The sequence below is a fragment of the Ornithinimicrobium kibberense genome (assembly GCF_006519705.1).
Taxonomy (GTDB): Bacteria; Actinomycetota; Actinomycetes; order Actinomycetales; family Dermatophilaceae; genus Ornithinicoccus; species Ornithinicoccus kibberensis.
The window spans coordinates 61,089-86,368 of record NZ_VFXM01000013.1 but is presented as its reverse complement, the minus strand read 5'-3'; the positions used below and the strand labels follow the sequence as shown (position 1 = coordinate 86,368).

Annotated in this window: 16 protein-coding genes; 10 read left to right on the top strand and 6 right to left on the bottom strand. The window is 73.7% G+C overall.

All coding sequences use genetic code 11. The features are described 5' to 3' along the window. The first annotated feature begins 19 nt into the window (after positions 1-19). From FJR00_RS12165 to FJR00_RS12145, 5 genes are all read left to right on the top strand, one after another. On the top strand, positions 20-1,537 hold the full coding sequence (locus tag FJR00_RS12165; protein WP_141338979.1) for an amidohydrolase: 1,518 nt from the start codon (positions 20-22) through the stop codon (positions 1,535-1,537). 92 nt (positions 1,538-1,629) lie between these two features. After that, positions 1,630-2,841 carry an acetyl-CoA C-acetyltransferase gene (locus FJR00_RS12160; RefSeq protein WP_141338978.1) on the top strand — a complete coding sequence of 404 codons (1,212 nt, stop codon included), beginning with the start codon at positions 1,630-1,632 and terminating at the stop codon, positions 2,839-2,841. A gap of 66 nt (positions 2,842-2,907) precedes the next feature. Continuing rightward, positions 2,908-3,879, top strand: a complete 972-nt coding sequence (gene meaB / locus FJR00_RS12155; RefSeq protein ID WP_141338977.1) for a methylmalonyl Co-A mutase-associated GTPase MeaB — start codon at positions 2,908-2,910, stop codon at positions 3,877-3,879. 37 nt (positions 3,880-3,916) lie between these two features. After that, complete coding sequence (locus FJR00_RS12150; RefSeq protein WP_141338976.1) at positions 3,917-4,231, top strand: MTH1187 family thiamine-binding protein; 315 nt, start codon at positions 3,917-3,919, stop codon at positions 4,229-4,231. Further along, entirely contained in the window at positions 4,228-4,761 is a 534-nt protein-coding gene (locus FJR00_RS12145; protein WP_202876664.1) for a GNAT family N-acetyltransferase, read from the top strand. The genes FJR00_RS12150 and FJR00_RS12145 overlap by 4 nt, the downstream gene beginning before the upstream one ends. On the opposite strand, the gene FJR00_RS12140 is transcribed toward FJR00_RS12145, so the two are convergent. After that, complete coding sequence (locus FJR00_RS12140; protein WP_075957413.1) at positions 4,762-6,027, bottom strand: NRAMP family divalent metal transporter; 1,266 nt, start codon at positions 6,025-6,027, stop codon at positions 4,762-4,764. Positions 6,028-6,080: 53 nt separating this feature from the next. Between FJR00_RS12140 and pip the strand changes: the two genes are divergently transcribed. The 4 genes from pip to FJR00_RS16545 all read left to right on the top strand — a co-directional run bounded on the left by pip (position 6,081) and on the right by FJR00_RS16545 (position 10,130). Continuing rightward, positions 6,081-7,058, top strand: coding sequence for a prolyl aminopeptidase (gene pip, locus FJR00_RS12135; protein WP_141338975.1), 978 nt, complete (start codon positions 6,081-6,083; stop codon positions 7,056-7,058). 5 nt (positions 7,059-7,063) lie between these two features. Further along, entirely contained in the window at positions 7,064-7,822 is a 759-nt protein-coding gene (locus tag FJR00_RS12130) for a DUF1353 domain-containing protein (RefSeq protein ID WP_238330469.1), read from the top strand. Between the two features lie 37 nt (positions 7,823-7,859). Continuing rightward, the gene (locus FJR00_RS15795; protein ID WP_075957410.1) at positions 7,860-9,026 is read left to right on the top strand and encodes a prolipoprotein diacylglyceryl transferase; all 1,167 of its coding nucleotides are present in this window, start codon (positions 7,860-7,862) and stop codon (positions 9,024-9,026) included. 69 nt (positions 9,027-9,095) lie between these two features. Then, complete coding sequence (locus FJR00_RS16545) at positions 9,096-10,130, top strand: tetratricopeptide repeat protein (RefSeq protein WP_141338973.1); 1,035 nt, start codon at positions 9,096-9,098, stop codon at positions 10,128-10,130. A gap of 7 nt (positions 10,131-10,137) precedes the next feature. Here the strand turns inward: FJR00_RS16545 and pgm are convergent, their stop codons facing one another. Genes pgm through FJR00_RS12100 form a run of 4 tightly spaced genes read right to left on the bottom strand, consistent with a single transcriptional unit; the run spans position 10,138 to position 20,384 of the window. Beyond that, positions 10,138-11,790, bottom strand: a complete 1,653-nt coding sequence (pgm, locus tag FJR00_RS12115; RefSeq protein ID WP_141338972.1) for a phosphoglucomutase (alpha-D-glucose-1,6-bisphosphate-dependent) — start codon at positions 11,788-11,790, stop codon at positions 10,138-10,140. Between the two features lie 12 nt (positions 11,791-11,802). Beyond that, a complete protein-coding gene (gene glgB / locus FJR00_RS15790; RefSeq protein WP_181409617.1) occupies positions 11,803-16,539 on the bottom strand; it encodes a 1,4-alpha-glucan branching protein GlgB in 4,737 nt (1,578 codons plus the stop codon). Beyond that, on the bottom strand, positions 16,539-18,296 hold the full coding sequence (treS, locus tag FJR00_RS12105) for a maltose alpha-D-glucosyltransferase (RefSeq protein WP_141338971.1): 1,758 nt from the start codon (positions 18,294-18,296) through the stop codon (positions 16,539-16,541). The genes glgB and treS overlap by 1 nt, the downstream gene beginning before the upstream one ends. Before the next feature lie 9 nt (positions 18,297-18,305). Beyond that, entirely contained in the window at positions 18,306-20,384 is a 2,079-nt protein-coding gene (locus FJR00_RS12100; protein ID WP_377466354.1) for an alpha-1,4-glucan--maltose-1-phosphate maltosyltransferase, read from the bottom strand. A 135-nt stretch (positions 20,385-20,519) separates the two neighbouring features. Here FJR00_RS12100 and glgP point away from each other — a divergent pair, with 135 nt between their 5' ends. Next, the gene (glgP, locus tag FJR00_RS12095) at positions 20,520-23,111 is read left to right on the top strand and encodes an alpha-glucan family phosphorylase (RefSeq protein ID WP_141338970.1); all 2,592 of its coding nucleotides are present in this window, start codon (positions 20,520-20,522) and stop codon (positions 23,109-23,111) included. A 9-nt stretch (positions 23,112-23,120) separates the two neighbouring features. Here glgP and glgX read toward each other — a convergent pair whose 3' ends face one another. Beyond that, complete coding sequence (gene glgX / locus FJR00_RS12090; RefSeq protein ID WP_141338969.1) at positions 23,121-25,253, bottom strand: glycogen debranching protein GlgX; 2,133 nt, start codon at positions 25,251-25,253, stop codon at positions 23,121-23,123. Positions 25,254-25,280 lie beyond the last annotated feature (27 nt).

Below are 25,280 nucleotides of genomic sequence, written 5' to 3'. Positions count from 1 at the left end.
GGCGGCATACTCCCACCCCATGGACTCTCTCCTCATCCGCGGGGTGCGTGTCGTGCCGCTCGACGGAACGGCGCCCGACCCGTCCGGCACGCCCGTCGACGTCCTCGTCGAGGACGGAACGGTGACCGAGGTCGCCCCGACCCTGCCCCGGCCGCCCGGCGGGGAGCAGCTGGAGGGCGGCGGGCGGTGGGTCCTGCCGGGGCTGTGGGACCACCACGTCCACGTGCGCCAGTGGGGCCTCGTGCGCAGCCGGCTCGACCTGTCGGGCGCCCGGGACGCGGACGAGGCCGTCGACCTGGTGCGGCGGCGGCTGGCGGAGGGGAACCTGCCGACGAGCGGGGTGCTCACCGGGTGGGGGCACCGACCCGCGACCTGGGGGCGCGACCCCTCGACGGCGGACCTGGACGCGGTCGCCCCCGACGTCCCCGTCGTCCTCATCAGCGGGGACGGCCACCACGGGTGGCTCAACTCGCGGGCCATGGACCTGCTCGGTGCGCCCCGGCGCGACGGCGTCATCGCCGAGGCCGAGTGGTTCGCCGTCTACGAACGCCTCGGCGGACTGCCCGGCGCCCACGACGAGGCGGAGGCCGGGGTGGCCCTGGCGCTGGCGGACGCCGTCGCACTGGGGGTCGTCGGCATCACCGACCTGGAGTTCGGCCGGCCCTGGGCGCACTGGCGCGACCGGGTGGCCGAGCACCTGCCGGCCCTGCGGGCCCGCGTGGGGGTCTATCCCGAGGGCCTGGAGGAGGTCCTGGCCGCAGGGGTGCGGACGGGCGACACGATCCGTGCCACCGACGGGCTGGTCACCATGGGTCCGCTGAAGATCATCAGCGACGGGTCGTTGAACACCCGGACGGCCTGGTGCTGCCAGCCCTACGCCGACGGGGCCAGCCTGGCCGAGCCGGCCGGGGCGCCCAACCTCGGCGGCGAGGAGCTGGTGGACCTGCTGGCCACCGCGCGCAGGGCCGGGCTGGAGGTGGCCCTGCACGCCATCGGGGACGCCGCCGTCCACCAGGCGCTGACGGCCTTCGGCCGGACCGGGGCCAGGGGCGGGATCGAGCACGCCCAGCTGGTCGCGGTCGAGGACCTGGACCGGTGGCGCCGGCTGCCCGTGCGGGCCAGCGTCCAGCCGGCCCACCTGCTCGACGACCGGGTCGTGACCGAGCAGTGCTGGCCCGACCGCACCGACCGGACGTTCACGCTGCGCAGCTTCCTCGACCGCGGCATCGAGGTGGTCCTCGGCTCCGACGCCCCGGTCTCGCCCCTGGACCCCTGGCTGGCCGCGGCGGCCGCCGTGCACCGCGGTCCCCTCGACGGCGAGAACTGGCACCCGGAGCAGGCGCTCACCCCGGTCGAGGCCCTCGCGGCCTCCGTGGACGGACGACGGGTGCGGGCCGGCGCCCCCGGGGACCTGGTGCTCCTGGAGGACGACCCGCTCGGGGCGCCCGGGGCGACCTCGGCCGAGCAGGCGCGTCGGCTGCGGGCGACGAGGGTCTCGGCGACGGTCGTGGCCGGGACCCTGATCCACGGGGGCTGAGGACCCGGCCGGGGCCCGCCGGGAGCGTCCGGTCGGCGCACTACAGTGGGAGGCAGCACCGCTTCCACCACCGACGCCGGAGGTTCTTCCCGATGAGCACGTCCGCCCCCACCACGTCCGTCCTCGTCGCCGGGGCCCGCACCCCGATGGGCCGCCTGCTCGGCTCGCTCTCGGGGTTCAGCGGGGCCGAGCTCGGCGGGTTCGCGATCGAGGGGGCCCTGGAGAAGGCCGGGGTCTCCGGCGACCAGGTCGACTACGTGATCATGGGCCAGGTGCTCACCGCCGGTGCCGGCCAGATCCCGGCCCGGCAGGCCGCCGTGAAGGCGGGCATCCCCATGGACGTGCCCGCCCTCACCGTCAACAAGGTGTGCCTCTCCGGGATCGACGCCATCGCCCTGGCCGACCAGCTGATCCGCGCCGGCGAGGTCGAGGTGGTCGTCGCCGGCGGTCAGGAGTCGATGTCCAACGCCCCGCACCTGCTGGAGAAGTCCCGCAGCGGCTACAAGTACGGCGACGTCACCGTGCGCGACCACATGGCCTACGACGGCCTCTGGGACGCCTTCACCGACCAGGCCATGGGCAACCTCACCGAGGGGGCCAACTGCGGGTCGGCGGAGTTCACCCGCGAGGAGCAGGACGCCTTCGCCGCGCGCAGCCACCAGCTCGCCGCGAAGGCGTGGGAGGAGGGCCGCTTCGACGAGGAGGTCGTGACGGTGCAGATCCCGCAGCGCAAGGGCGACCCGGTCGCCTTCAAGACCGACGAGGGGATCCGGGGCGACACGACGGTCGAGTCGCTCTCCCGGCTGCGCCCGGCCTTCAGCAAGGACGGGACGATCACCGCCGGCTCCGCCTCCCAGATCTCCGACGGCGCCGCCGCGGTGGTCGTCATGAGCAAGGAGAAGGCCCAGGAGCTCGGCCTGAGCTGGATCGCCGAGATCGGCGCCCACGGCATGGTGGCCGGCCCGGACTCGACCCTGCAGAGCCAGCCCGCGCGCGCGATCGCCAAGGCCTGCGCGAAGGAGGGCCTGGCCCCCACCGACCTGGACCTCGTCGAGATCAACGAGGCCTTCGCCGCCGTCGGGCTGGCCGCCTCCAAGGAGCTGGGCCTGGACCCGGAGAAGGTCAACGTCAACGGCGGGGCCATCGCGATGGGCCACCCGATCGGCATGTCCGGCGCGCGCATCCTCCTCCACCTGGCCCTCGAGCTGCAGCGCCGCGGCGGAGGGGTGGGCGCCGCCGCCCTGTGCGGCGGCGGGGGCCAGGGCGACGCCCTCATCGTCCGGGTGCCGGCGCAGCAGGCCTGACGTCCGCAGAGGGTATGCGGTGCACCCGGGCCGGGTGCACCGCATACCCTCTGCGACGCTGGTCCCATGCGATCGAGACGGAAGGTCGACGTCCCCGCCCTGGTCGAGCAGGCCCGGGCGGGCAGCCCGCGTGCCCTGGGCCGGCTGCTCACCCTGGTGGAGAACGGCGACCCGGCCCTGCGGGAGGCGATGGCCGCCCTGGCCCCGCACGCCTCGGGGGCCCGCACGATCGGGCTGACGGGAAGCCCCGGGGTGGGCAAGTCGACCTCGACCGGGATGCTCGTGCGGGCCCTGCGGGACCGGGACCTGCGGGTGGCCGTGCTGGCGGTCGACCCCTCCAGCCCGTTCTCCGGAGGAGCGCTGCTGGGCGACCGGATCCGGCTGGTGGACCACGCCCTGGACGAGGGCGTCTACATCCGGTCGATGGCCTCGCGGGGCCACCTCGGCGGGCTGGCGCGGGCGACGCCGCAGGCGCTGCGGGTGCTCGACGCGGCCGGCTACGACGTGGTCCTCGTCGAGACCGTCGGGGTCGGCCAGAGCGAGGTCGAGGTCGCCGGTCTGGCCGACACCACCCTCGTGCTGCTGGCGCCCGGGATGGGCGACGGGGTGCAGGCCGCCAAGGCGGGGATCCTGGAGATCGGGGACGTCTTCGTCGTCAACAAGGCCGACCGGGACGGGGCCGACGCCACCGTCCGGGAGCTGCGCCACATGATCTCCCTCGGCGACCGCACCGAGCCCCACCTGTGGCGGCCGCCCGTGGTGAAGACGGTCGCGGACCGCGGCCAGGGGGTCGAGGAGCTCATGGCGGCCCTCGACAAGCACTGGTCGTGGCTGGGGGAGCACGGCGAGCTGGAGCGCCGCCGCCGCGAGCGGGCGGCCCGCGAGGTCGAGGCCCTGGCGCTGGCCCGGCTGCGGGAACGGCTGGGGGACGAGCACGGCGGGGGGATCCTGGCGACGGCCGTCGGCGAGGTGCTGGCCGGCCGGCTCGACCCCTACGCGGCCGCGGACACGGTCGTCGAGCAGACCCTCGGCCGCTGACCCTGGGGGTGCCGGGCGGCCTCGGTACGGTGGGGCCATGGCTCTCTTCGCGTTCTCCGTCGCCCCGTCCGTGGCCGGCGACGGCTCCGGGTCGGTCAGCGAGGCCGTCGCCGACGCCGTCCGGGTGGTCCGCGAGTCCGGTCTGCCCTACGAGCTCACCTCGATGTTCACCACCGTCGAGGGGGAGTGGGACGAGGTGATGCCGGTGGTCCGCGCGGCCTGCGACGCCGTCGCGGCCCACGGCCCGCGCGTCTCGCTCGTGCTCAAGGCCGACCTGCGCCCGGGGCACACGGACCAGCTGCGCACCAAGGTGGAGCGGGTCCGTGCCCACCTGACGGAGGACCCCCGGTGAGCGCACCCGGGGAGCCCGACCCGGCGGCATACCTGCTGCGGGACCCGGTCATGGCGGACGTCGAGCCGTTCGCGCAGCTGCACGCCCGCGTCTGGCAGGAGACCTACCGCGGGCTCATGGACGACGAGGTCGTCGACGGGCTGTCGGCGGACACCTTCCGGCCGCTGTGGTACTCCGTGGCCCAGGCCTACGCCCGCGACGCCGTCCCCGCGGACGGGCGCCGTATCAGGGTGGCGGTGCTCGGCGACGATCCCGCGGGCTGGCTCATGTGCGGCCCGGCGCGCGACGAGGACGCACCGACGCCCGACCAGCTGTGGGCGCTCAACGTGGCGCCCGGGCACCAGGGCAGGGGCCTGGGCGCCCGGCTCATGGCCGAGGTGCTCGGGCCGGGCCCGGCCTACCTGTGGCTGGCCGAGGGCAACGACCGGGCGGTCCGGTTCTACCGGCGTCACGGGTTCGAGCTCGACGGGGCGGTGTCGGACGACCGCCACGCGGGCGTCCGGGAGGCGCGGATGGTGCGTCGGGGCTGATCAGCCCAGCACCCCGGTCAGGCTGAGCAGGAAGAGCACGGCGAACCCGGCGAGGAAGGCCAGGCCCGCCCACGAGAGCGCGCGCAGGCCGGGGGAGAGCCGGTGCTCGTGCCGCACGAGGGAGAAGTTCAGCCAGGCGAACACCGGGGCCGTGAGGAAGGCGCTGATCATCGCGAACCGCAGCATGCCCGCCAGCTGGGCGCTCATGAAGATGACGATGACCAGGCCGACGACGGCGATGAGGGTGATCCAGGTGTCCTTGGCCCGGCGGCTCATCCGCGGCTGCCCCCGGAGCAGGCGCAGCGACTCGGCGCACGCGCGGCCGTAGCCGTCGACCACGCTGATGATCGTCCCGAACATCGTCACGAACGCGACCACCGCCATGAGGGGGACGGCCCACTGCCCGATGGCCTCGCCGTACATGCCCATGAGCTGCGGGATGTAGGCGCCGCCGGCCATCTCCAGCTCCTCCCCGCTGCCGTACTGGACGAACACGCCCAGGGCCAGGAAGAACAGGGCCAGGATCCCGGACACCACGTAGCCGGTGGTGAAGTCGAACAGGATCCCGTCCCGGGACAGGCGGCGGTCCTGCGCCTTGGCCTTGACCCACAGCGAGTTGAGCGCGCTGATCTCCACCGGGGCGGGCATCCAGCCGACGAGGGCGACGAGGAAGGGCAGGGTGGCCAGCGTCCACGGCGAGGGGTCCACGAAGCCGGCCTCCCGCACCGGGGTGCGTCCCGCGGCCATGACCACCGCCACGACGGTGCCCAGGGCCAGCGTGACCACGATGACCTTGGTGACGCCGTCGAGCGCCTTGTAGTGGCCGCCGACCAGCAGCAACCAGGTGAGCCCCATGAGGGCGGCCGCGAGCACGGGCACCCCCAGCCCCCAGGAGGAGGGCAGGATCCACGCGAGGATCACCGTCCCGAGGAGGGTGACGCCGGCGGTGGAGATGACCGACGACAGCGCGGACAGCACGAAGAAGACGAGCAGGTAGGGCCGGCCCTTGCGGGCATACCCCTCGACGAGGCTCAGCCCGGTCTCGGCGGTGTACTCCGGACCGAACCGGAAGAAGGGGTACTTCAGCACGAGGGCGAGCACGATGACCAGCCCCAGCTGCCAGCCGAAGAGCGCCCCCGCCTGGGTCGAGGAGACCAGGTGCGAGGCCCCGATCGCGGCCGAGGCCGCGAGCAGGCCGGGTCCGAGGGCGGCCAGCCGGGAGGCCCACGGGCGGTCGGTGTCGGCGGTGGCGGCGCTGGTCGACATGCCCAGGAAGACTACTGCCGTCCGGTGTCGTCGTCGCGTGGTAGGCAGGGGGCGTGGAGCAGCGACGCACCTTCTACCCCGAGATCGAGCCGTATGCCGTGGAGCACCTGCCCGTGGGGGACGGGCACGAGATCTACGTCGAGCAGTCCGGCAACCCCGACGGCCGCCCGGTGGTCTTCGTGCACGGCGGCCCGGGCAGCGGCACCTCGCCCCGGCAGCGTCGGGTGTTCGACCCGGAGCGCTACCGGATCGTGCTCGTCGACCAGCGGATGGCGGGTCGGTCGCGGCCGCACGCCTCCACCACCGTGGACCCCCGGGTGTGGGCGACGAACACGACCTGGCACCTGGTCGAGGACCTGGAACGGGTGCGTGAGCACCTCGGGGTGGACCGGTGGCAGGTGTTCGGCGGCTCGTGGGGCTCCACCCTGTCGCTGGCCTACGCGCAACGGCACCCGGAGCGGGTCGGCGAGCTGGTGCTGCGGGGCATCTTCACCCTGCGCCGGGCGGAGCTGGCGTGGATGTACGAACGCGGCCACCTCGAGCACGTCTACCCCGACCACTGGGCCGACTACGTCGCCCCCGTCGCCCCGGACCGCCGGCACGCGATGATGGAGGCCTACCACGAGCTGCTCTTCGACCCCGACCCGCAGGTGCACCTGCCGGCGGCGGTCGCCTGGAGCGGCTGGGAGTCGAGGATCATCACCGTCCAGCCGGACGAGGATGGCTACGCCAAGGCCACCGAGCCGGCCCAGGCGCTGGCCTTCGCCCGGATCGAGAACCACTACTTCACCCACGGCGGCTTTCTGCGCGAGGGCCAGCTGCTGGCGGACGCGGACCGGCTCTCCGCCGTGCCCACCGTCATCGTCCAGGGCCGCCTGGACATGTGCACCCCGGCCCGCACGGCCTTCGACCTCGCCGCCCGCATGCCGCACGCGGAGTTCGTCGTGGTCCCCGACGCCGGGCACGCGTTCTCCGAGCCGGGCACCCTCGACGCCCTGGTCCGGGCCACGGACCGCTTCGCCGCGGGGTGACGGAGGTGGGGTCGGGGGAGTTCTTCGACGCGGAGACCGGCGGTCTGCTGCGGCTGGAGCTGCGCAGCGTGGACGGGCGCGACTTCAGCCTGCTGCGCCGCTTCGGCTACCGCTCGCCCGACCACCCCGAGCCCTTCGTCGTCCCCACCGACCTGGACACCTTCACCACCGACCTGGCCTCGGTGCCCCACCTGTTCACCTGGCTGGTGCCGGTGAGCGGGGAGTTCCTGCCCGCGGCGGTGCTGCACGACGCCCTCGTGCGGCCCGGGTCGCACGAGGGACCGGCGGTCGACCGGCACGAGGCCGACCGCCTCTTCCGCACGGCCATGGTCGAGCTGGGCACCGGCCGGGTCCGCGCCTGGCTGATGTGGGCGGCGGTGACCCTGGGGACGCTCTGGGCCGGCCGGGACCCGTGGCACCGCACCCGGCTGGTGGCGGTGCTGGGCCTGGTGGCCCTCGTGGGGGTGCTGGCCACCCTGGACTTCCTCGACGTCCTCGACGTGCTGCCGTGGATGGGGGACCGGCCCTGGCAGCAGGAGCTGGTCCTCGGGGCGGTCTTCGCCGTCCTGGTCCCCTCGGTCCTGGCCCTGTCCTGGGGCCGCTACTGGCAGGCCGGGGTGATCAGCGGGGTCGCGTTGGCGCTGCTCCTGCACGTGACGGCCGTCCTGCTGGTCCTCTACGGCGGGTACCAGCTGCTGGAGCGGTGGGTGAGCGGTCCCGCGGACCGGCGGGGGGTGCGGACCAGGGACCTGGGAGGTTCCTGATTTGGCGCGGGAGGCCGGGGGTGTTTACCGTTTCGTTATGAAACTTCCCCGTCTGACCGCCGCGGTCGCCCTGACCTCGGCGCTCGCGCTCTCCGCCTGCACCGGTGGGGACGGCTCCTCCGACGCCTCCTCCGCCGACGACGCGACCGGCGCCACCGCCACGGACGGCCCCGCGACGACCGCCGGCCCGGACGCGGACGGGGCCACCGCGACCTCCGAGGGGGCCGACGCCGACGACAGCACCGCCACGGCCGACGTCGCCGCGACCTCGGGCGACACGGAGGACGAGACGGTCGCCATGAGCACCGACGAGGCGACCGCGGTCATGAGCGTCGAGGACGCCGAGCAGGTCGCCGCCACCATCCTGGAGCGGCGGCACGCGGCACTCCGGGGCGACGGGGACGAGGTCGTGGACGACCACCGCAAGTCCGTCATGGGCTCGGCCCGGGACGCGGCGGAGGCCGCGGACGTCCTGGAGGCCGTCAACGGCGAGTCGGCGGAGGCGGAGATGGACGCCCCGGCCGAGCCCAACGTCCTGGCGATCAGCCGCGAGGACGGGGAACTGCCCCAGTTCCTGCTCGTGCAGACCGTGCCCGACGACGGGGTGCCGGTGCTGCACCTCATGGAGAGCCGCACCGGGGAGCAGGAGGACTTCCGGATCATCTGGGAGGCCCCCATGCTCCCGGGGACCTCCGTGCCCACCTTCGACCCCCGGTCGGTCGGCACCCCCGTGCTGCGCGAGGGCAAGGGAGACCTGCTCGTCGCCCCGCGGGACACGCTGAAGGAGATCGCCGCCTACACCAGCTGGCCGCAGCCGGAGGAGATCCCCGAGTACCGCACCCACGGCTACAGCCCGGCCGTCCGGGACGCCGCCGAGGAGCAGGCGGCCGCGGTGGAGGGCAGGGCCACGCTGCAGGAGAGGAACTGGCTCATCTCCGACGACACCAAGACCCTGCTGTTCGAGGACGGGTCGGCGTTCGTCATCGGGACGCTCCTGCGCGACACCACGTTCACCGTCGAGCCCGACGTGGTGCTCACGCCGCCGGAGGCCTTCACCACCCTGGCCGGCATCGACGAGGTCACCGAGGAGGCCGTCCTGCGCACCATGGTGTTCATGGGGGTGCGGGTACCCGCCGAGGGCGAGGAGTTCACCCCCGAGATGATCGCCGTCCGCGAGCAGCTCGTCGAGGCCTGGGGGTCCTGACCGGCGCGTTCACCGCATACCCTGGGGAGCCAGCACCCGACCCGCACCACCGTCGTACGAGGAGCCTCCATGTCCCAGCAGCCCTTCTCCGCCGCTGCCCTGAGGGGTGCCGTCGACCTGTCCCGCCTCGGCGGCGGGAACGGCCGGCCCGGCGCCCCCGCGTCCGCCCCCGGTGCTGCGGCTCAGGCGGCGTCGGCGCCGGCCGGCGGCGGCACCGGTCAGGCCGGTGACGGCGTCCCCGGGCGCAGCGGGGCGCTCGTGCACGCCGACGACGCCAGCTTCGAGGCGGTCGTCAACGCCAGCCTGACCACCCCCCTGGTGCTGGTGCTGTGGACCCCGCAGGTGCCCGAGTCGGTGCAGCACCTGCGCGAGCTGGCCCAGGCAGCCCGGGACAAGGAGGGACGCTTCCAGGTCGTCGGCGTCGACCTGGCGGCCGCCCCCGGGGTCATGCAGGCCCTCACCCCCGTGCTGCAGCAGACCTTCGGGCAGGTCACCGCGCTGCCCGTGGTGATCGGCCTCGTGGGCGGCCAGCCGATGCCCTTCTACCTGGGCGTGCAGCCGATGAGCCAGGTCGACCAGCTGCTCGACCAGTTCCTGCAGGCGGCGGTGACGAACGGGGTCACCGGGCGGGTCGAGCTGGCCGACGCCGACGCAGCGGGCGGGGAGGCGGACGAGGACGCGGAGGCCGAGCTGCCCCCGCTGCACCAGGCGGCCTACGACGCCGTCGAGCGCGGGGACTGGACGGCGGCCCAGCAGGCCTACGAGCAGGCTCTCCGGGAGGACGCGGGCGACGAGCAGGCCCGTCTCGGCCTGGCCCAGGTGCAGCTGCTGGAACGCACCAGCCGGATGGACCTGACCGCCGTGCGCCAGGCCGCGGCCGACCGGCCCACCGACGTGCAGGCTCAGCTGGACGCCGCCGACCTGGACGTCGTGGGCGGGCACGTGGAGGACGCCTTCGTCCGCCTCGTGGACCTCGTGCGGGCCACCACGGGGGAGGACCGCGACCGCGTGCGGACCCACCTGCTGGGCCTGTTCGACGTCGTCGGCAGCTCCGACCCGCGGGTCGGCAAGGCGCGCAGCGCCCTGATGAGCGCCCTGTTCTGACCGACGCTCAGCCCTTCAGGGCGGCGTCCACGACCTCCTGGGCGTCGGCCTGCACCTGCGCCAGGTGCTCCGGACCGCGGAACGACTCCGCGTAGATCTTGTAGACGTCCTCGGTGCCGGACGGGCGGGCGGCGAACCACGCGTTCTCCGTCGTCACCTTCAGCCCGCCGACCGCCGCCCCGTTGCCGGGGGCCTCGGTGAGCACCGCGGTGATCGGCTCGCCGGCCACGGCGTCCGCGGAGACGTCCGAGGGGGAGAGGGCCTTGAGCCGGGCCTTGGCCTCCCGGTCAGCCGGGGCGTCGATCCGGGCGTAGGCGATCTCGGCGCCGCCCCCGAGCTGCTCGACGAGCTCGGCGTAGCGCTGCGAGGGGGTCCGGCCCGTCCGGGCGATGATCTCGCTGCCCAGCAGCGCGAGGATGATCCCGTCCTTGTCCGTCGACCAGGTCGAGCCGTCGCGGCACAGGAACGAGGCCCCGGCGGACTCCTCGCCGCCGAACGCCACGGACCCGTCGAGCAGGCCGGGGACGAACCACTTGAAGCCCACCGGCACCTCGACCAGGCGCCGGCCCAGGGAGGTGGCCACCCGGTCGATCATCGAGGACGACACGAGCGTCTTGCCGATGGCCGCGTCCTGGGGCCAGTCCGGCCGGGCGCCCCCGAAGAGGTGGTCGATCGCCACCGCGAGGTAGTGGTTGGGGTTCATCAGGCCCCCGTCGGGGGTGACGATCCCGTGCCGGTCGGCGTCCGCGTCGTTGCCGGTGGCGATGTCGTACCGGTCCCGGGCGGCGATGAGCGAGGCCATCGCGTCGGCCGAGGAGCAGTCCATCCGGATCTTGCCGTCCCAGTCCAGCGTCATGAAGCGCCAGGTGGGGTCGACGAGCGGGTTGACGACCGTGAGGTCCAGCCGGTGCTCCTCGGCGATCGCCCCCCAGTAGTCCACCGCGGCCCCGCCGAGCGGGTCGGCCCCGATCCGCACGCCCGCCTCGCGGACGGCGTCGAGGTCGAGGACTCGCGGCAGCGCCCGGACGTACTCGCCGAGGAAGTCGTAGCTGCCGGCGCTGCCCCGGGCCCGGGCGAAGGGCACCCGGCGGACGCCGTCCAGCCCGGCGCGCAGGAGGGCGTTGGCCCGGTCGGCGATCCATCCGGTGGCGTCGGTGTCCGCCGGGCCGCCGTGCGGCGGGTTGTACTTGAACCCACCGTCCCGGGGCGGGTTGTGCGAGGGGGTCACCACGATGCCGTCCGCGTCGCTGCCGCCGGAGCCCTCCCGGTTGTGCGCCAGGATCGCCCTGGACACCGCCGGGGTCGGGGTGTAGCGGTCGGTGGCGTCGACGAGGACGGTCACGTCGTTGGCGACGAGCACCTCCAGCGCGCTGGCCCAGGCCGGCTCGGACAGCGCGTGGGTGTCCCGGCCCAGGAACAGCGGCCCGGTCGTGCCCTGCTGCCTCCGGTACTCGCAGATGGCCTGGGTCGTGGCCAGGATGTGCGCCTCGTTGAACGCCGTGTCCAGCGCGCTGCCGCGGTGCCCGGAGGTCCCGAAGGCCACCTGCTGGTCGACGTCCTCCGGGTCGGGGACCCGCGTGTAGTAGGCCGTCACCAGGGAGGCGACGTCGACCAGGTCCTCGGGCCGGGCCGGTTGTCCGGCGCGCTCGTGCCGTGCCATCGTGCTCGCTCCTCAGCTCTGCCGGGTGTCGGGGTATGCCGTGCCGTCGGCGTCGGCGTCGTCGGCGGTGTCGGTGTCGGGGACCTCCCCGGGGTAGCCCGGGTCCACGGGCTCCCGGAGCCGGGTGTCCGGCGTCGCGTCGTCCCCGTCCGGCTCCGCTGTCGGGGCGTCGGTCGTCCCCTCGTCCACGGCGCCCGGGGTCCCGGTGTCCGTGGTGGCCGTGGGGATCGGCTCGTCGGTGGTCCGTGAGCCGTCCTCGACCGCCTCGAGGCCGGACACCTCCGAGACCGCGGCCGTGGCGGGCGGCTCCTCGTCGGCCTGCTCGATCTGGGCGGGCGGCTCCTCCTCGGCCTCGACCGGGTCGGGCACCAGCCAGATCGCACCCATCGGCGGCACGGTGACCAGGGCCGACCACGGCTGCCGCTGGTGCGGCTCGTCGTAGGCCTGGACGGCACCCATGTTGCCCTGGCCGGACCCGCCGTAGACCTCGGCGTCGGTGTTGAGCACCTCGCGCCACCGGCCGCCGTAGGGCAGGCCGACGTGCACCTGGTGCTGGGGCACCCCGCTGAAGTTCACGACCACGGCCACGACCGGCCGCAGCCCGTCCGGGCCCTCGTTGCCCCACCGCAGGTAGGAGTAGAGGTTGCGGTGGGCGTCGTTGGCGTCCAGCCAGGCGAAGCCGTCCTCGTGGTGGTCGATCTGCCACAGGGCGGGCAGCTCGTCGTAGAGCCGGTTCAGGTCGCGCACGAGCCGCTGCACACCGCCGTGGTCGGGCCGCTCGGTGAGCTCCCACGACAGGGTGCCCCCGTCGGCCCACTCCCGGTCCTGGGCGAACTCGCTGCCCATGAAGAGCAGCTGCTTGCCCGGGTGGCTCCACTGGTAGGCCAGGAAGGCCCGGGTGGTGGCGAACTTCTGCCAGGAGTCGCCGGCCATCTTGCGCAGCAGCGACCCCTTGCCGTGCACGACCTCGTCGTGGCTGATCGGCAGGATGTACTTCTCGCTGTAGGCGTAGACGAGCGAGAACGTCAGCGCATGGTGGTGGTGCGCCCGGGCGTAGGGCAGCTCGGCCAGGTAGCCGAGGGTGTCGTGCATCCACCCCATGTTCCACTTGAAGCCGAAGCCCAGGCCGCCCTCCTCGGTCGACGCGGTGACCCCGGGCCAGGAGGTGGACTCCTCGGCGATCATCACGACGCCGGGGTTGCGGCGGTAGGCGGTGGCGTTGGTCTCCTGCAGCAGCTCGACCGCCTCGAGGTTCTCCCGGCCGCCGTAGCGGTTGGGGATCCACTGGTCGCCCTCCCGGGAGTAATCCAGGTAGAGCATCGAGGCGACGCCGTCGACCCGCAGGCCGTCGGCGTGGAACTCCTCGAGCCAGTAGCAGGCGTTGGCGACGAGGAAGTTGCGCACCTGGGGGCGCCCGTAGTCGAAGATGTAGGAGCCCCACTCCGGGTGCCAGCCCTTGCGGGGGTCCGGGTGCTCGTAGATCGGCGTCCCGTCGAAACGGGCCAGCGCCCACGGGTCGGTGGCAAAGTGCCCGGGCACCCAGTCGAGGATGACCCCGACCCCGACCTGGTGGAGCCGGTCGATGAGGTGGCGCAGGCCGTCCTCGTGACCGAACCGGCTGTCCGCCGCGAAGTAGCCGGTGACGTGGTAGCCCCACGAGGGACCGTAGGGGTGCTGCATGACCGGCATCAGCTCGACGTGGGTGAAGCCCATCTCGCTGACGTAGGGGACGAGCTGGTCGGCGAGCTGCTCGTAGCTCAGCCCCTGCCGCCAGGACCCCAGGTGCACCTCGTAGACGCTCATCGGGCCCAGGTGGATGTCCTCCCGGGCGCGGCGCTCCATCCAGGCGTCGTCGTTCCACCGGTGGGTGGAGACGGTGACGACCGAGTCGTTGAAGGGCGGCACCTCGGTCGCGCGGGCCATCGGGTCGGCCTTGGCCCGACGGGTGCCGTCGGGGCCGGTGATGTCGTACTTGTAGTGGGCACCCGCGCCCACGCCGGGCACGAAGAGCTCCCAGACGCCGACGTCCTCGTGGACGCGCAGCGCGTGGGTGCTGCCGTCCCAGCCGTTGAAGTCCCCGACGACGTGCACGGCCAGCGCGTTGGGGGCCCAGACGGCGAAGTGGGTGCCGGTGACCTCGCCCATCTCGTCGCGCCGGGTGACCACGTGCGAGCCGAGCACCCGCCACAGCTCCTCGTGCCGGCCCTCGCCGAGCAGGTGCAGGTCGATCTCGCCGAGCATGGGCGCGTGCCGGTAGGACTCGTCGACGATCCGGCGCTCGCCCTCCCGGGTGACCGCCAGCCGGTAGGCCGGGACCTGCTCCTGCTGGACCACCGCCGCCCAGATGCCGCCGGTCTCGTGGGTCATCGGCAGCTCCCGGCCGTCGGCGAGGAGCACCGAGACCGCCTGGGCCCCGGGACGCAGCGTGCGCACGGTGACGTGGCCCTCGTGGGCGTGGGGACCCAGGACGTGGTGGGGACTGCGGTGCAGGCCGTGCACGACGTCCGTGGCCTCGTCCAGGTCGAGGGGACGGGTATGCGGTGCCGGCGGCTCCTGCGGCGGCGGCAGGGGGGTGCGACGCACCGTCCCGGGGGCGTCCGCGCCGGCCCCGGCCCCGGGGACCCCGGCCCCTCCGGCGGGACCGTCGTCCCGCACGACCCGGCCGGTCACGACCGCGGGGGAGCTGCTGGCCTCCTCCCAGGCCTGCCGGTGGCTGACCACGGGATCCAGCAGGACCCCCTCGGCGGACCGGGGCGCGGTGCCGCTGGCCGGCGGGTACTCCCGGGCGGCCGCCGGCTGCGCGACGTCCACGGACGGCGGTGGCTCCTCGCCGCCCTGGCGGGGCCCGGCGGGCAGGTCCGTCGTGATGGTCATGCCGGCGGGCGGAGGCACCGGGGCGTGGGGAAGCCCGCCGCTGGCGGGCCGGGACCCCGCCGGGGTCGGGCGGAAGGCGTCCACCATCTCCTCCGGCGGAGGGACGGGGGCATGCGGACGGCCGCCGCTGGCGGGCACGTGCGGGGAGGCCTGCTCGTCGCCCTCGGCGGTCGCGTCCTGGTCGGCGCCCGCTCCGGCCCCTGCGTAGAGCGGGGAGAGGTCCCCCGCGTCCTCGAGGAGGTCCTCGGGCCGGTCGTCCGACCCCCCGCCGGCGGCCGGGTCGGGCTCGCCGGGACCGGGGGTGGCGGCATACTCCTCCGGGAGCGCGACGCTGCGCACCTCGCCGGACTCCTCGGTCAGCGACGCGGCACCGTCCTCGGCGGACGTCCCGGCCACGCCGAAGTCGGCGGCCGAGGGACCCTGGTCCGCGCGGTGGCGGCCCGGACGCTCGTCGGAGCTCCCGTCGCCACCGTCGGCCGCCGCCACCGGGCCGGTCGGAGCCTCGTGCCGGCCGGCCCGACCGCCGGAGACCAGCCGCTGGACCGCCTCGACCGGGATCGGCACCCAGGAGGGCCGGTTGCGGGCCTCGTACACGACCTCGTAGAGCGCCTTGTCCAGCTCGAGGGCGTCGAGCAGCGTGCGCACCTGGGGGTCGTCGAGGTCGACGTCCGCAGTGGCGGCATACCCCTGGAGGTAGGCGGCGCGGGCCTCCTGGGCCCAGCCGGTGGCGTCGACGCCCTCCTGGTCGACGGTCGCGGCGGCGTAGTCGATGCTGCGGAGCATCCCGGCCACGTCGCGCAGGGCCAGGTCGGGGGCGGTGCGCTCGGCCATGGGTCGCAGCGGCTCACCCTCGAAGTCGAGCAGCACCCAGCCGCGCCCGGGGACGTGGAGCACCTGGCCGAGGTGGAGGTCGCCGTGGATGCGCTGCAGCGGCGGCAGCGGGACGTCCGCCAGCGCGTCGTAGGTCCGGTCCACGTCCTCGCGGTGGACGGCCAGCTCGTCCACCTCGGCGAAGGCGGTCCGGGCCCGCTGCCGCAGGCGCGCGACCAGCGTCTCCCGCTGCGCCTCGGCGTCCTCGGTGCCGAACGCCGCCGCGAGCGCGGTGTGCACCCGGGCGGTCGCCTCGCCCAGCTCCCGCGCCGGGGTGGACAGGTCCTCCCCCGAGCGGGCGGCGGCCAGCGCGAGCTCCCACCCGTCCCGCCCCCCGGCGATGAACTCCGAGGCCACGGCCAGGTGGCCGCTGACCTCCTGCCCGTCGGTGTCGTTCCAGCGACCCTCGACGTAGCCCAGCGGCCCCGGGACGGTGCGGTCGCCGGTCCGGGCGACGGCGGCGCACACCGTCACGTCGGGGTTCTCCCCGGCCTGGAGCACGCGGAAGAGCTTGACCAGCACGGGGCGACGGCCCTCGTGCGGGTCGACGACGATCGAGGTGTTGGACTGCTCACCGGTCAGCACCCGGCTGGCGCGCAGGGCCGGGGCGGTCCCGCCGGCGACGAGCCGTCGGGCCCGCGCGGAGGGCACGTCGTGCTCCGACCAGACGTGCTGGAGCAGCGTCTGGGCGAAGACGGGGTCGTGGGCGGCGTCGTAGACGTAGCGGGTGCCCAGCTCGGCGTGCTCCGCGGTGGCCACGAGGGCGTGGGCCAGGAAGGCCACCGGCTCGGCCCGGTAGGACAGCGGGACCTGGTAGACGACCGGCTCGGGACCCGACTCGTCGACCAGGAGGTGGTCCTCGAGCCCGACCTCGCCGAGCGGGTCCTCCCACCGGATGCCCCCGATGCGGCGCAGCAGCGGGGTGCGGCCGGTGCCGCGGTACCAGCGCTGGGTGGCGATCCACCCGGGGAGGAAGTCGTCGAAGTCGGGGGACAGGGTGGCCATCAGGAGCCCTCCTCGGAGTGGGTGGACGGCGCGGTGGGGGTGGGGCCGGCGGGCTCGACCGGCTGCAGGCCCAGCCAGAAGAAGTCGCGTGAGCCCAGGGTGAGGACGATGGTGCCGTCGTCCTCGACGTCGGGGAAGCCGTGGCCGCCGAAGAGGTCCGTCACCAGCGCCCCGTGCAGCTCCTCGGGGAGGGTGATCCGGGCCGCCTGGGGGCGCGAGGAGAGGTTGTTGACGCAGAGCACGGCGGGGTGCCCGTCGCGCTCGCTGTCGTCGTCGGCGGGCAGGGCCCGGACGAACGCCAGAACGGCGTCGTTGTCGGCCTCGCACAGCTCGAACCGGCCGACGCCGAAGACCTCGTGGGCCGCCCGCACCTGCAGCATGCCGCGGGTCCAGTGCAGCAGCGAGGAGCTGCTGGCGATCTGGGCCTCGACGTTGACGCTGTTGTAGTGGTAGACGAGCGAGCTGATCACCGGCAGGTAGAGCTTGCCCGGGTCGGCGGTGGAGAAGCCGGCGTTGCGGTCGGGCGTCCACTGCATCGGGGTGCGGACCGCGTCGCGGTCGCTGAGCCAGATGTTGTCGCCCATGCCGATCTCGTCGCCGTAGTAGAGGCACGGCGACCCCGGCAGCGACAGCAGCAGGGCGTTGATGAGTTCGATCTCGCTGCGCGAGTTGTCGAGCAGCGGCGCCAGGCGGCGACGGATGCCGATGTTGGCCCGCATCCGCGGGTCGGGGGCGTACCAGCCGTACATCGCCGAGCGCTCCTCGGCCGTGACCATCTCCAGGGTGAGCTCGTCGTGGTTGCGCAGGAAGGTGCCCCACTGCGTGCCCGGGGGGATCTGCGGCGTCTCCAGCATCACCCGGGCCACCGGCTCGGCCTTCTCCTCACGCAGGGCGTAGTAGAGCCGCGGCATGACCGGGAAGTGGAAGCACATGTGGCACTCCGGCGCCTCCTCGGTGCCGTAGTAGTCGACCACCTCCGCCGGCATCTGGTTGGCCTCGGCGAGCAGGACCCGGCCGGGGTACTCCTCGTCGACCATCTTGCGCAGCGCCGCCAGGAAGTCGTGCGTCTGGGGGAGGTTCTCGCAGTTGGTCCCCTCCTCCTCGAACAGGTAGGGGACGGCGTCCAGCCGGAAGCCGTCGATGCCCATGTCCATCCAGAACCGGACGACGTCGAACATCGCCTCCTGGACGGCCGGGTTCTCGAAGTTCAGGTCCGGCTGGTGGGAGAAGAACCGGTGCCAGAAGAACTGCCGCCGGACCGCGTCGAAGGTCCAGTTGGAGGTCTCGGTGTCGACGAAGATGATCCGGGCGTCGCTGTACTTCTCATCGGTGTCGGACCAGACGTAGAAGTCCCCGTAGGGGCCGTCCGGGTCCGACCGCGAGGCCTGGAACCACGGGTGCTGGTCGCTGGTGTGGTTCATCACCAGGTCGGTGATGATCCGGATGCCGCGGGCGTGCGCCTGGGAGATCAGCTCACGGAAGTCCGGAAGGGTGCCGAACTCCGGCAGCACGGCGGTGTAGTCCGCCACGTCGTAGCCGCCGTCGCGCAGCGGGGAGGCGTAGAAGGGCGGGATCCACAGGCAGTCCACGCCGAGCCACTGCAGGTAGTCCAGGCGGTTGATGAGGCCGGTGAAGTCGCCCGAGCCGGAGCCGGTGGAGTCGTCGAAGGCCCGCACGAGGACCTCGTAGAAGACCGCCTTGCGGAACCAGTCGGGGTCGTTCCGCAGTCCGGGCTGGTGCAGGTTGAGTCCGCGCATGAGGTGTCCTCAGTCCGTCGTCACGTGGATGATGTGCACCGGCTCGTGGCCGTAGCCGGGGCCCAGCACCACCCACGGCTCGGAGTCCCAGGTCCAGCGCTGGTCGGTGACCAGGTCGTGGGCGGTGAACGTACGCCCCCAGCCCAGGCCCAGTCCGAGCGCCGGCAGGTCCAGGTGCAGCCGGGTGCCCCGGACGTTGTGCGGGTCGAGGTTGGCCACGACGAGCACGGTGTCCTGCGCCGAGCCGTCGGCGGCCCCGCCGCCGTGCTTGGAGAAGGTGAGGACGTTCTCGTCGTCGGCGCCGTGGAAGGTGATGTTGCGCAACCAGTGCAGCGACGGGTGCTCCCGGCGGATCCGGTTGAGCGTGGTGAGCCACCCGGTGAGGTCCGTGCGCCCCGGGACGTCCTCGCCCCAGCGACGGTCCTTGAACTCGTACTTCTCGTTGTCCAGGTGCTCCTCGGCCCCCGGCCGCGGCCGGTCCTCGACGTGCTCGAACCCGGCGTAGATGCCGTAGGTGGGCACCAGGGTGGCCGCCAGCGCCGAGCGGACCAGGTGGGCCGTCGCCCCGCCCGTCTGCATGTAGGGGGTGAGGATGTCGTGCGTCGTCGGCCAGAACGAGGGCCGCATGTAGGCCGCCGTCTCGGTCGCCAGCTCGGTGACGTACTCCCGCAGCTCGGCGGCCGTGTTGCGCCAGGCGTAGTAGGTGTAGGACTGCTGGAACCCGACCTTGGCCAGGATCTGCATCATCCGGGGCTTGGTGAAGGCCTCGGCCAGCCAGATGACCTCCGGGTGGTCCACCGCCACGTCGGCGATGAGCCACTGCCAGAACTCCACCGGCTTGGTGTGCGGGTTGTCCACCCGGAAGATCTTCACGCCGTGGTCGATCCACACCTGGACGACCCGCCGGACCTCGGCGTAGATCGTCGCGGGGGCGTTGTCGAAGTTGAGCGGGTAGATGTCCTGGTACTTCTTCGGCGGGTTCTCCGCGTAGGCGATCGTCCCGTCGGCCCGGGTGGTGAAGAACTCCGGGTGCTCGCTCGCCCACGGATGGTCCGGGGAGGCCTGCAGCGCCAGGTCGAGGGCGACCTGCAGGCCCTGCTCCCGGGCGGCCTCGACGAAGGCGTCGAAGTCCTCGAAGTCCCCCAGGTCGGGGTGGATGGCGTCGTGCCCGCCCTCGGCGGCGCCGATGGCGTAGGGGGAGCCCGGGTCGTGCTCCTCGACCGTCAGGCTGTTGTTGCGGCCCTTGCGGTTGGTGGACCCGATGGGGTGCACCGGCGTGAGGTAGACCACGTCGAAGCCCATCTCGGCGATGGCCGGCAGCCGGCGGGCGGCGGTCTCGAAGGTGCCGGTGGTCCACAGCCCGGTCCGCGGGTCCTGGGTGGCCCCCTCGGAGCGCGGGAAGATCTCGTACCACGCCCCGGTCAGCGCCAGGGGGCGCTCGACCCACCAGGTGTAGCTCGGGCTGGCGCTGACGTAGTCGCGCAGCGGGGCGCGCCGGAGCACCTCCTGCACCTGCTCGTCGGTGCCGGCGGCCAGCCGTCGGGCGGGGTCGAGCGAGCTGGACCGCAGCGTGCCGATGGCGCGGTCGAGCAGGTCGGCGTCCTCCTGGGGCCGGTCGACCTCGTCGAGGGCCCGCTCGAGCACCCGGGCCCCCTCCTCGAGCATCAGCTCGACGTCGACGCCGGCCTCGACCTTGATCGTCCCGTCGTGCACCCAGGTCCCGTAGGGGTCGGACCACCCCTCCACGCGGAAGCTCCACACCCCCTCCTGGTCCGCGTGCACGACCGTCTCCCAGTGCGACAGACCGGGGTTGGTCTGCACCATCGGCACGTGGTGCTCCCGGTCGTCGGGGTCGACGAGGACGGCGGTGGCGTTGACGGCGTCGTGGCCCTCGCGCAGCACGGTGGCGGACAGGGGGAACAGCTCGCCCACCACCGAGCGGGTCGGCCGGCGGCCGGCGTCGACCACGGGCTCGACGTCCAGGACGGGGATGCGGCCGACCGGCTGCTGGCCGAAGAGGGCCAGGACGGATCGGTCGATCGGGTCGGCGTCGGGCTGGGCGGGGGGCGTGGTCGAGTCCTCGGTCACGCGCCTCACGCTACCGGGGATCGGGTGGGCCGGTCACCCTGAGGTCGGCGCTCGCGCCGCCGCCCGGCCCGTCCGTCGAGGCCGTCACCAGCACGGTGCAAGAAGTTGCAGCCCCGTCCCCTATCCTCGACCGGTGTGAAGGCTATCCGTCGGCTGCACGTACGCACCGTCCTCCCGCAGACCCTTGCCCCGCTCCACGACCTGGCGCTCAACCTGCGCTGGTCCTGGCACCCCCCGACCCGCGACATCTTCGCCAGCATCGACCCCGAGCTGTGGCAGGCCAGCGGGCACGACCCGGTGGCGGTGCTCTCCTCGCTGCGGACCGCGGACATGGACCGGCTGGCGGCCGACGAGTCGTTCGTCACCCGGGTGCACGAGGCCGCGGCGGACCTGGAGCGCTACCTGACCAAGCCCCGCTGGTACCAGCAGGAGGGCGCGGGCCGCACCGCCGAGCACGGGGACCGCGAGCTGCGGTCGATCGCCTACTTCTCCCCGGAGTTCGGGATCACCTCGGTGCTGCCGCAGTACTCCGGCGGCCTGGGGATCCTGGCCGGCGACCACCTCAAGGCGGCCAGCGACCAGGGCATCCCGATCGTGGGCGTGGGGCTGTTCTACACCTCCGGCTACTTCGCCCAGCGGTTCAACGCCGAGGGCTGGCAGCAGGAGTCCTACCCCGTCCTCGACCCCGACGACCTGCCGCTGTCGCTGCTGCGCGAGGAGGACGGCACCCCCGTCGTCGTGCGGCTGGCGATGCCGCAGGGCGGCCACCTGGACGCGCGGGTATGGCGTGCGCAGGTCGGGAGGGTGCCGCTCCTGCTGCTCGACTCGGACGTGGAGACCAACGACGCCGCCCGGCGCGAGGTCACCAACCGCCTCTACGGCGGCGGCGGCGACCAGCGGCTGGAGCAGGAGATGCTGCTGGGCATCGGCGGGGTGCGGGCGTTGCGCGCCTACTCCCGGATCACCGGCGCCCCGGAGCCGACCGTCTACCACACCAACGAGGGCCACGCCGGGTTCCAGGGCGTGGAGCGGATCAGCGAGCTGGTCTCCCGCGCGGGGCTGACCTTCGACGAGGCGCTGCGGGCGGTGCGCGCCGGGACCGTCTTCACCACGCACACCCCCGTGCCGGCCGGCATCGACCGGTTCGACGTGGACGCCATCCGGGCCCACTTCGCCGAGGACGGCTGCCAGCTCGACGGCGTCCCCCTCGACCGGCTGCTGGCCCTGGGGGCCGAGGACTACGAGGGCGGGGACCGCTCGAGGTTCAACATGGCGGTCATGGGCATGCGCCTGGGCCAGCGGGTCAACGGGGTCTCCCGCCTGCACGGCGCGGTGAGCCGGGAGATGTTCTCCGGGCTGTGGCCGGGCTTCGACCTGGACGAGGTGCCGATCGGCTCGGTCACCAACGGGGTGCACGCCGGCACCTGGGTCGACCGCAAGCTCTACGACCTGGCCAAGGCCCACCTCGGGCCGGAGACCGCCGCCCGGTCGGTCTTCACCCGCATCCACGAGGTGCCGATCGACGCGTTCTGGCGCACCAAGCGGGAGCTGCGGGCCCAGCTGATCGACGACGCCCGGGCCCGGCTGAAGACCTCCCTGCGCGACCGTGGCGTCACCGAGGCCGAGCTCGGCTGGACCGAGGACGTCCTCGACCCCGACGCGCTGACGATCGGCTTCGCCCGGCGCGGCGCGACGTACAAGCGCCTGACCCTCATGCTGCGCGACCCGGAGCGGCTCAAGAAGCTGCTCAACGACCCCGAGCGCCCGGTGCAGCTGCTCATCGCGGGCAAGTCGCACCCGGCCGACGACACCGGCAAGGCGCTCATCCAGCAGATGGTGCGCTTCACCGACGACCCCGAGGTCCGCGGCAAGATCCTCTACCTGCCCAACTACGACATCGCCATGGCCCAGCAGCTCTACCCCGGCTGCGACGTGTGGCTGAACAACCCGCTGCGTCCGTTCGAGGCCTGCGGCACCTCCGGGATGAAGGCCGCCCTCAACGGCGCGCTCAACCTGTCCATCCTCGACGGGTGGTGGGACGAGTGGTACGACGGCCAGAACGGCTGGGCCATCCCCACCGCCGACGGCGTCGAGGACCCCGACCGACGGGACGACCTCGAGTCGGCAGCCCTCTACGAGCTGCTCGAGCGGACGGTCGTGCCGACCTTCTACGACCGCGACGAGGACGGCCTGCCGCAGCGGTGGCTGGAGATGGTCAGCCACACCCTGTCCACCCTGGGCCCGAAGGTCCTGGCCGACCGGATGGTGCGGGACTACACCGAGCAGTACTACTGGCCGGCCGCCCACGCCGCCTGGTCCGCCGCCGCCGACGACTTCGCCGGCGCCCGCGACCTGGCCGCCTACGTCGAGCAGGTGCACGCCAGCTGGCCGCAGGTGCGGATCGACCACGTCGACGCCGACGGTCTCTCGGACGCCCCGCAGATCGGCGACGAGATCTCGGTGCACGCCTTCGTCGGCCTCGGCGACCTGGACCCGCACCAGGTGCGGGTCCAGATGGCCTACGGCCGGGCCAACGCCGAGGACACGCTGACCGACCTGGAGTACGTCGACCTCGAGCCGACCCAGTCCTACGAGGAGGGCCGGCACCGCTTCGACGGCCGGATGCGGCTGGCGCGCACCGGTGCGCTGGGCTGGACGGTGCGGGTGCTCCCGCGCCACGGGCAGCTGGCCGGCGCCGCCGAGCTGGGGCTGGTCACGCTGCCCTGAGCGGGCCGGTCAGGCGCCGACGAGCACCGTGACGGTGGTGGCGCCGACGGACAGGTCCTGCCCGGGGTCTACCGACCCCGGGCCGGCCGGGTCCGGCTCGCTGGTCCAGCGCCGCCGCCAGCCTGGCACCCCCTCCACCACGGGGGCCACGACGTCGACGCGGTCGAGCCCGCCGTGCAGGACCAGCGCCACGGCCTGCCGCTCCGCGCCGTCCTCGGCGTGGAGGGTGTCGAGCACCGCCACCACGGTGCGTCGCCACGGGTCGAGCCACCCCTCGTCGTCGACGACGTGCCCGGTCTCGGTGAACCACCGCAGGCGGGTCCGCCCCGGGACGGGCTCGTGGGTGGGGAAGCGGGGCGTGCGCACGAGCGCCAGCTCGCGGCGCAGCGCGAGCAGGTCGCGGGCGTCGGCGAGGAGCTCCTGCTGCCACGGGCGCAGGTCCCAGCGGACCCAGGAGATCTGGTTGTCCTGGTTGTAGGCGTTGTTGTTGCCCTCCTGGGTGCGGCCCATCTCGTCGCCGGCCACCAGCATGGGCACGCCGGCGCTCAGGACGAGGGTGGCCAGCAGGTTGCGGATCGAGCGGTTGCGCGCGGCGAGCACGGTGGCGTCCGTGGTCGACCCCTCCACCCCGTGGTTCCACGACCGGTTGTCGCCGTGCCCGTCCCGGTTGTCCTCGCCGTTGGCGTAGTTGTGCTTCTGGTCGTAGGCCGTCAGGTCGGCGAGGGTGAACCCGTCGTGCGCGGCGACGAGGTTCACCGACGCGACCGGGCCCCGGTCGCCGGCGGCGAACATGTCGGCCGACCCGGCCAGACGCGTGGCCAGCTCGCGGATGCCGTGCCCGGGCTCGCCGTGCAGGCGCCGCCGGACGTCGTCGAGCCAGAAGCTGCGGACCGTGTCGCGGTAGCGGTCGTTCCACTCGGCGAACGGCGGGGGGAACTGACCGGTGCGCCAGCCGTGCACCCCGACGTCCCACGGCTCGGCGACGAGCTTGACCCGGGACAGGACGGGGTCGGCGCGCAGCGCCACGAGGAAGGGGTGGTCGCGGTCGTAGCCGTCGTCGCGGCCGCGCCCCAGCGCCGGCGCCAGGTCGAAGCGGAAACCGTCGACGTGGTAGTGCTCGACCCAGTGCCGCAGGGAGTCCAGGATCATCCGCACGACCGCGGGCTCGGTCACGTTCATCGTGTTGCCGGTGCCGGTCACGTCGATGTCGCGCCCACGCTCGTCCAGCCGGTAGTAGCCGGCGTTGTCCAGGCCGCGCCAGGACAGCGTCGGTCCGGAGGCGGAGGCCTGCTCGGCGGTGTGGTTGTAGACCACGTCGAGCAGGACCTCGATCCCGGCGGCGTGCAGGGTCCGCACGGCCGTGCGCAGCTCGTCCGCCACGCCCTGCGGGTCGTTGGCGGCCGCGTAGCCGGCGTGCGGGGCGAAGAACCCCAGGCTGTTGTAGCCCCAGTAGTTGTGCCGCCCCTGCCGGACCAGGGTCGGTTCGGAGACGTAGGCGTGGACGGGGAGCAGCTCGAGCGTGGTCACCCCCAGCGACAGCAGGTGCTCCACGACCGCAGGGTGTCCCAGCGCGGCATACGTCCCCTGCAGGTGGGCGGGCACCTCCGGGTGCCGCATCGTCAGCCCGCGCACGTGCGCCTCGTAGACCACCGTCTCCGACCACGGCACGGCCGGCAGGGCGTCGTCGCCCCAGTCGAAGTCGTGGTCGAGGACGACGGAGCGGGGGACGAACGGCGCCGAGTCCCGGGGGTCCCGGGTCCCGGGGGAGGCGTGGCCGGAGGTGTCGACCACGTGCCCGTAGACCTCGGGCCCCCAGCGCACCCAGCCCTCGACGGCGTGCCCGTAGGGGTCCAGGAGGAGCTTGGCCGGGTTGTGCCGGTGGCCGGCGTCGGGGTCCCACGGGCCCTCGACGCGGAAGCCGTAGCGGGTGCCGGGGGTCAGCTCGGGGACCTCGTCCCACCAGGTGCCGTGGGCGCGGTGCCGCAGGGGTATGCGGCGCTCGTGCGCCCCGTCGAAGAGGCACAGCTCGACCGCGGTGGCGTGGGCCGCGACGACGGCGACCTCGGTCCCGGCCGCCGTCCTGGTGACCCCGGGAGGGGGCGGGGTGTCCGTGCTGCGGCGGGGGCGGAGGGGTGGGGCCATGGTGGCCAAGGGTAGGTCCGCCGGGCC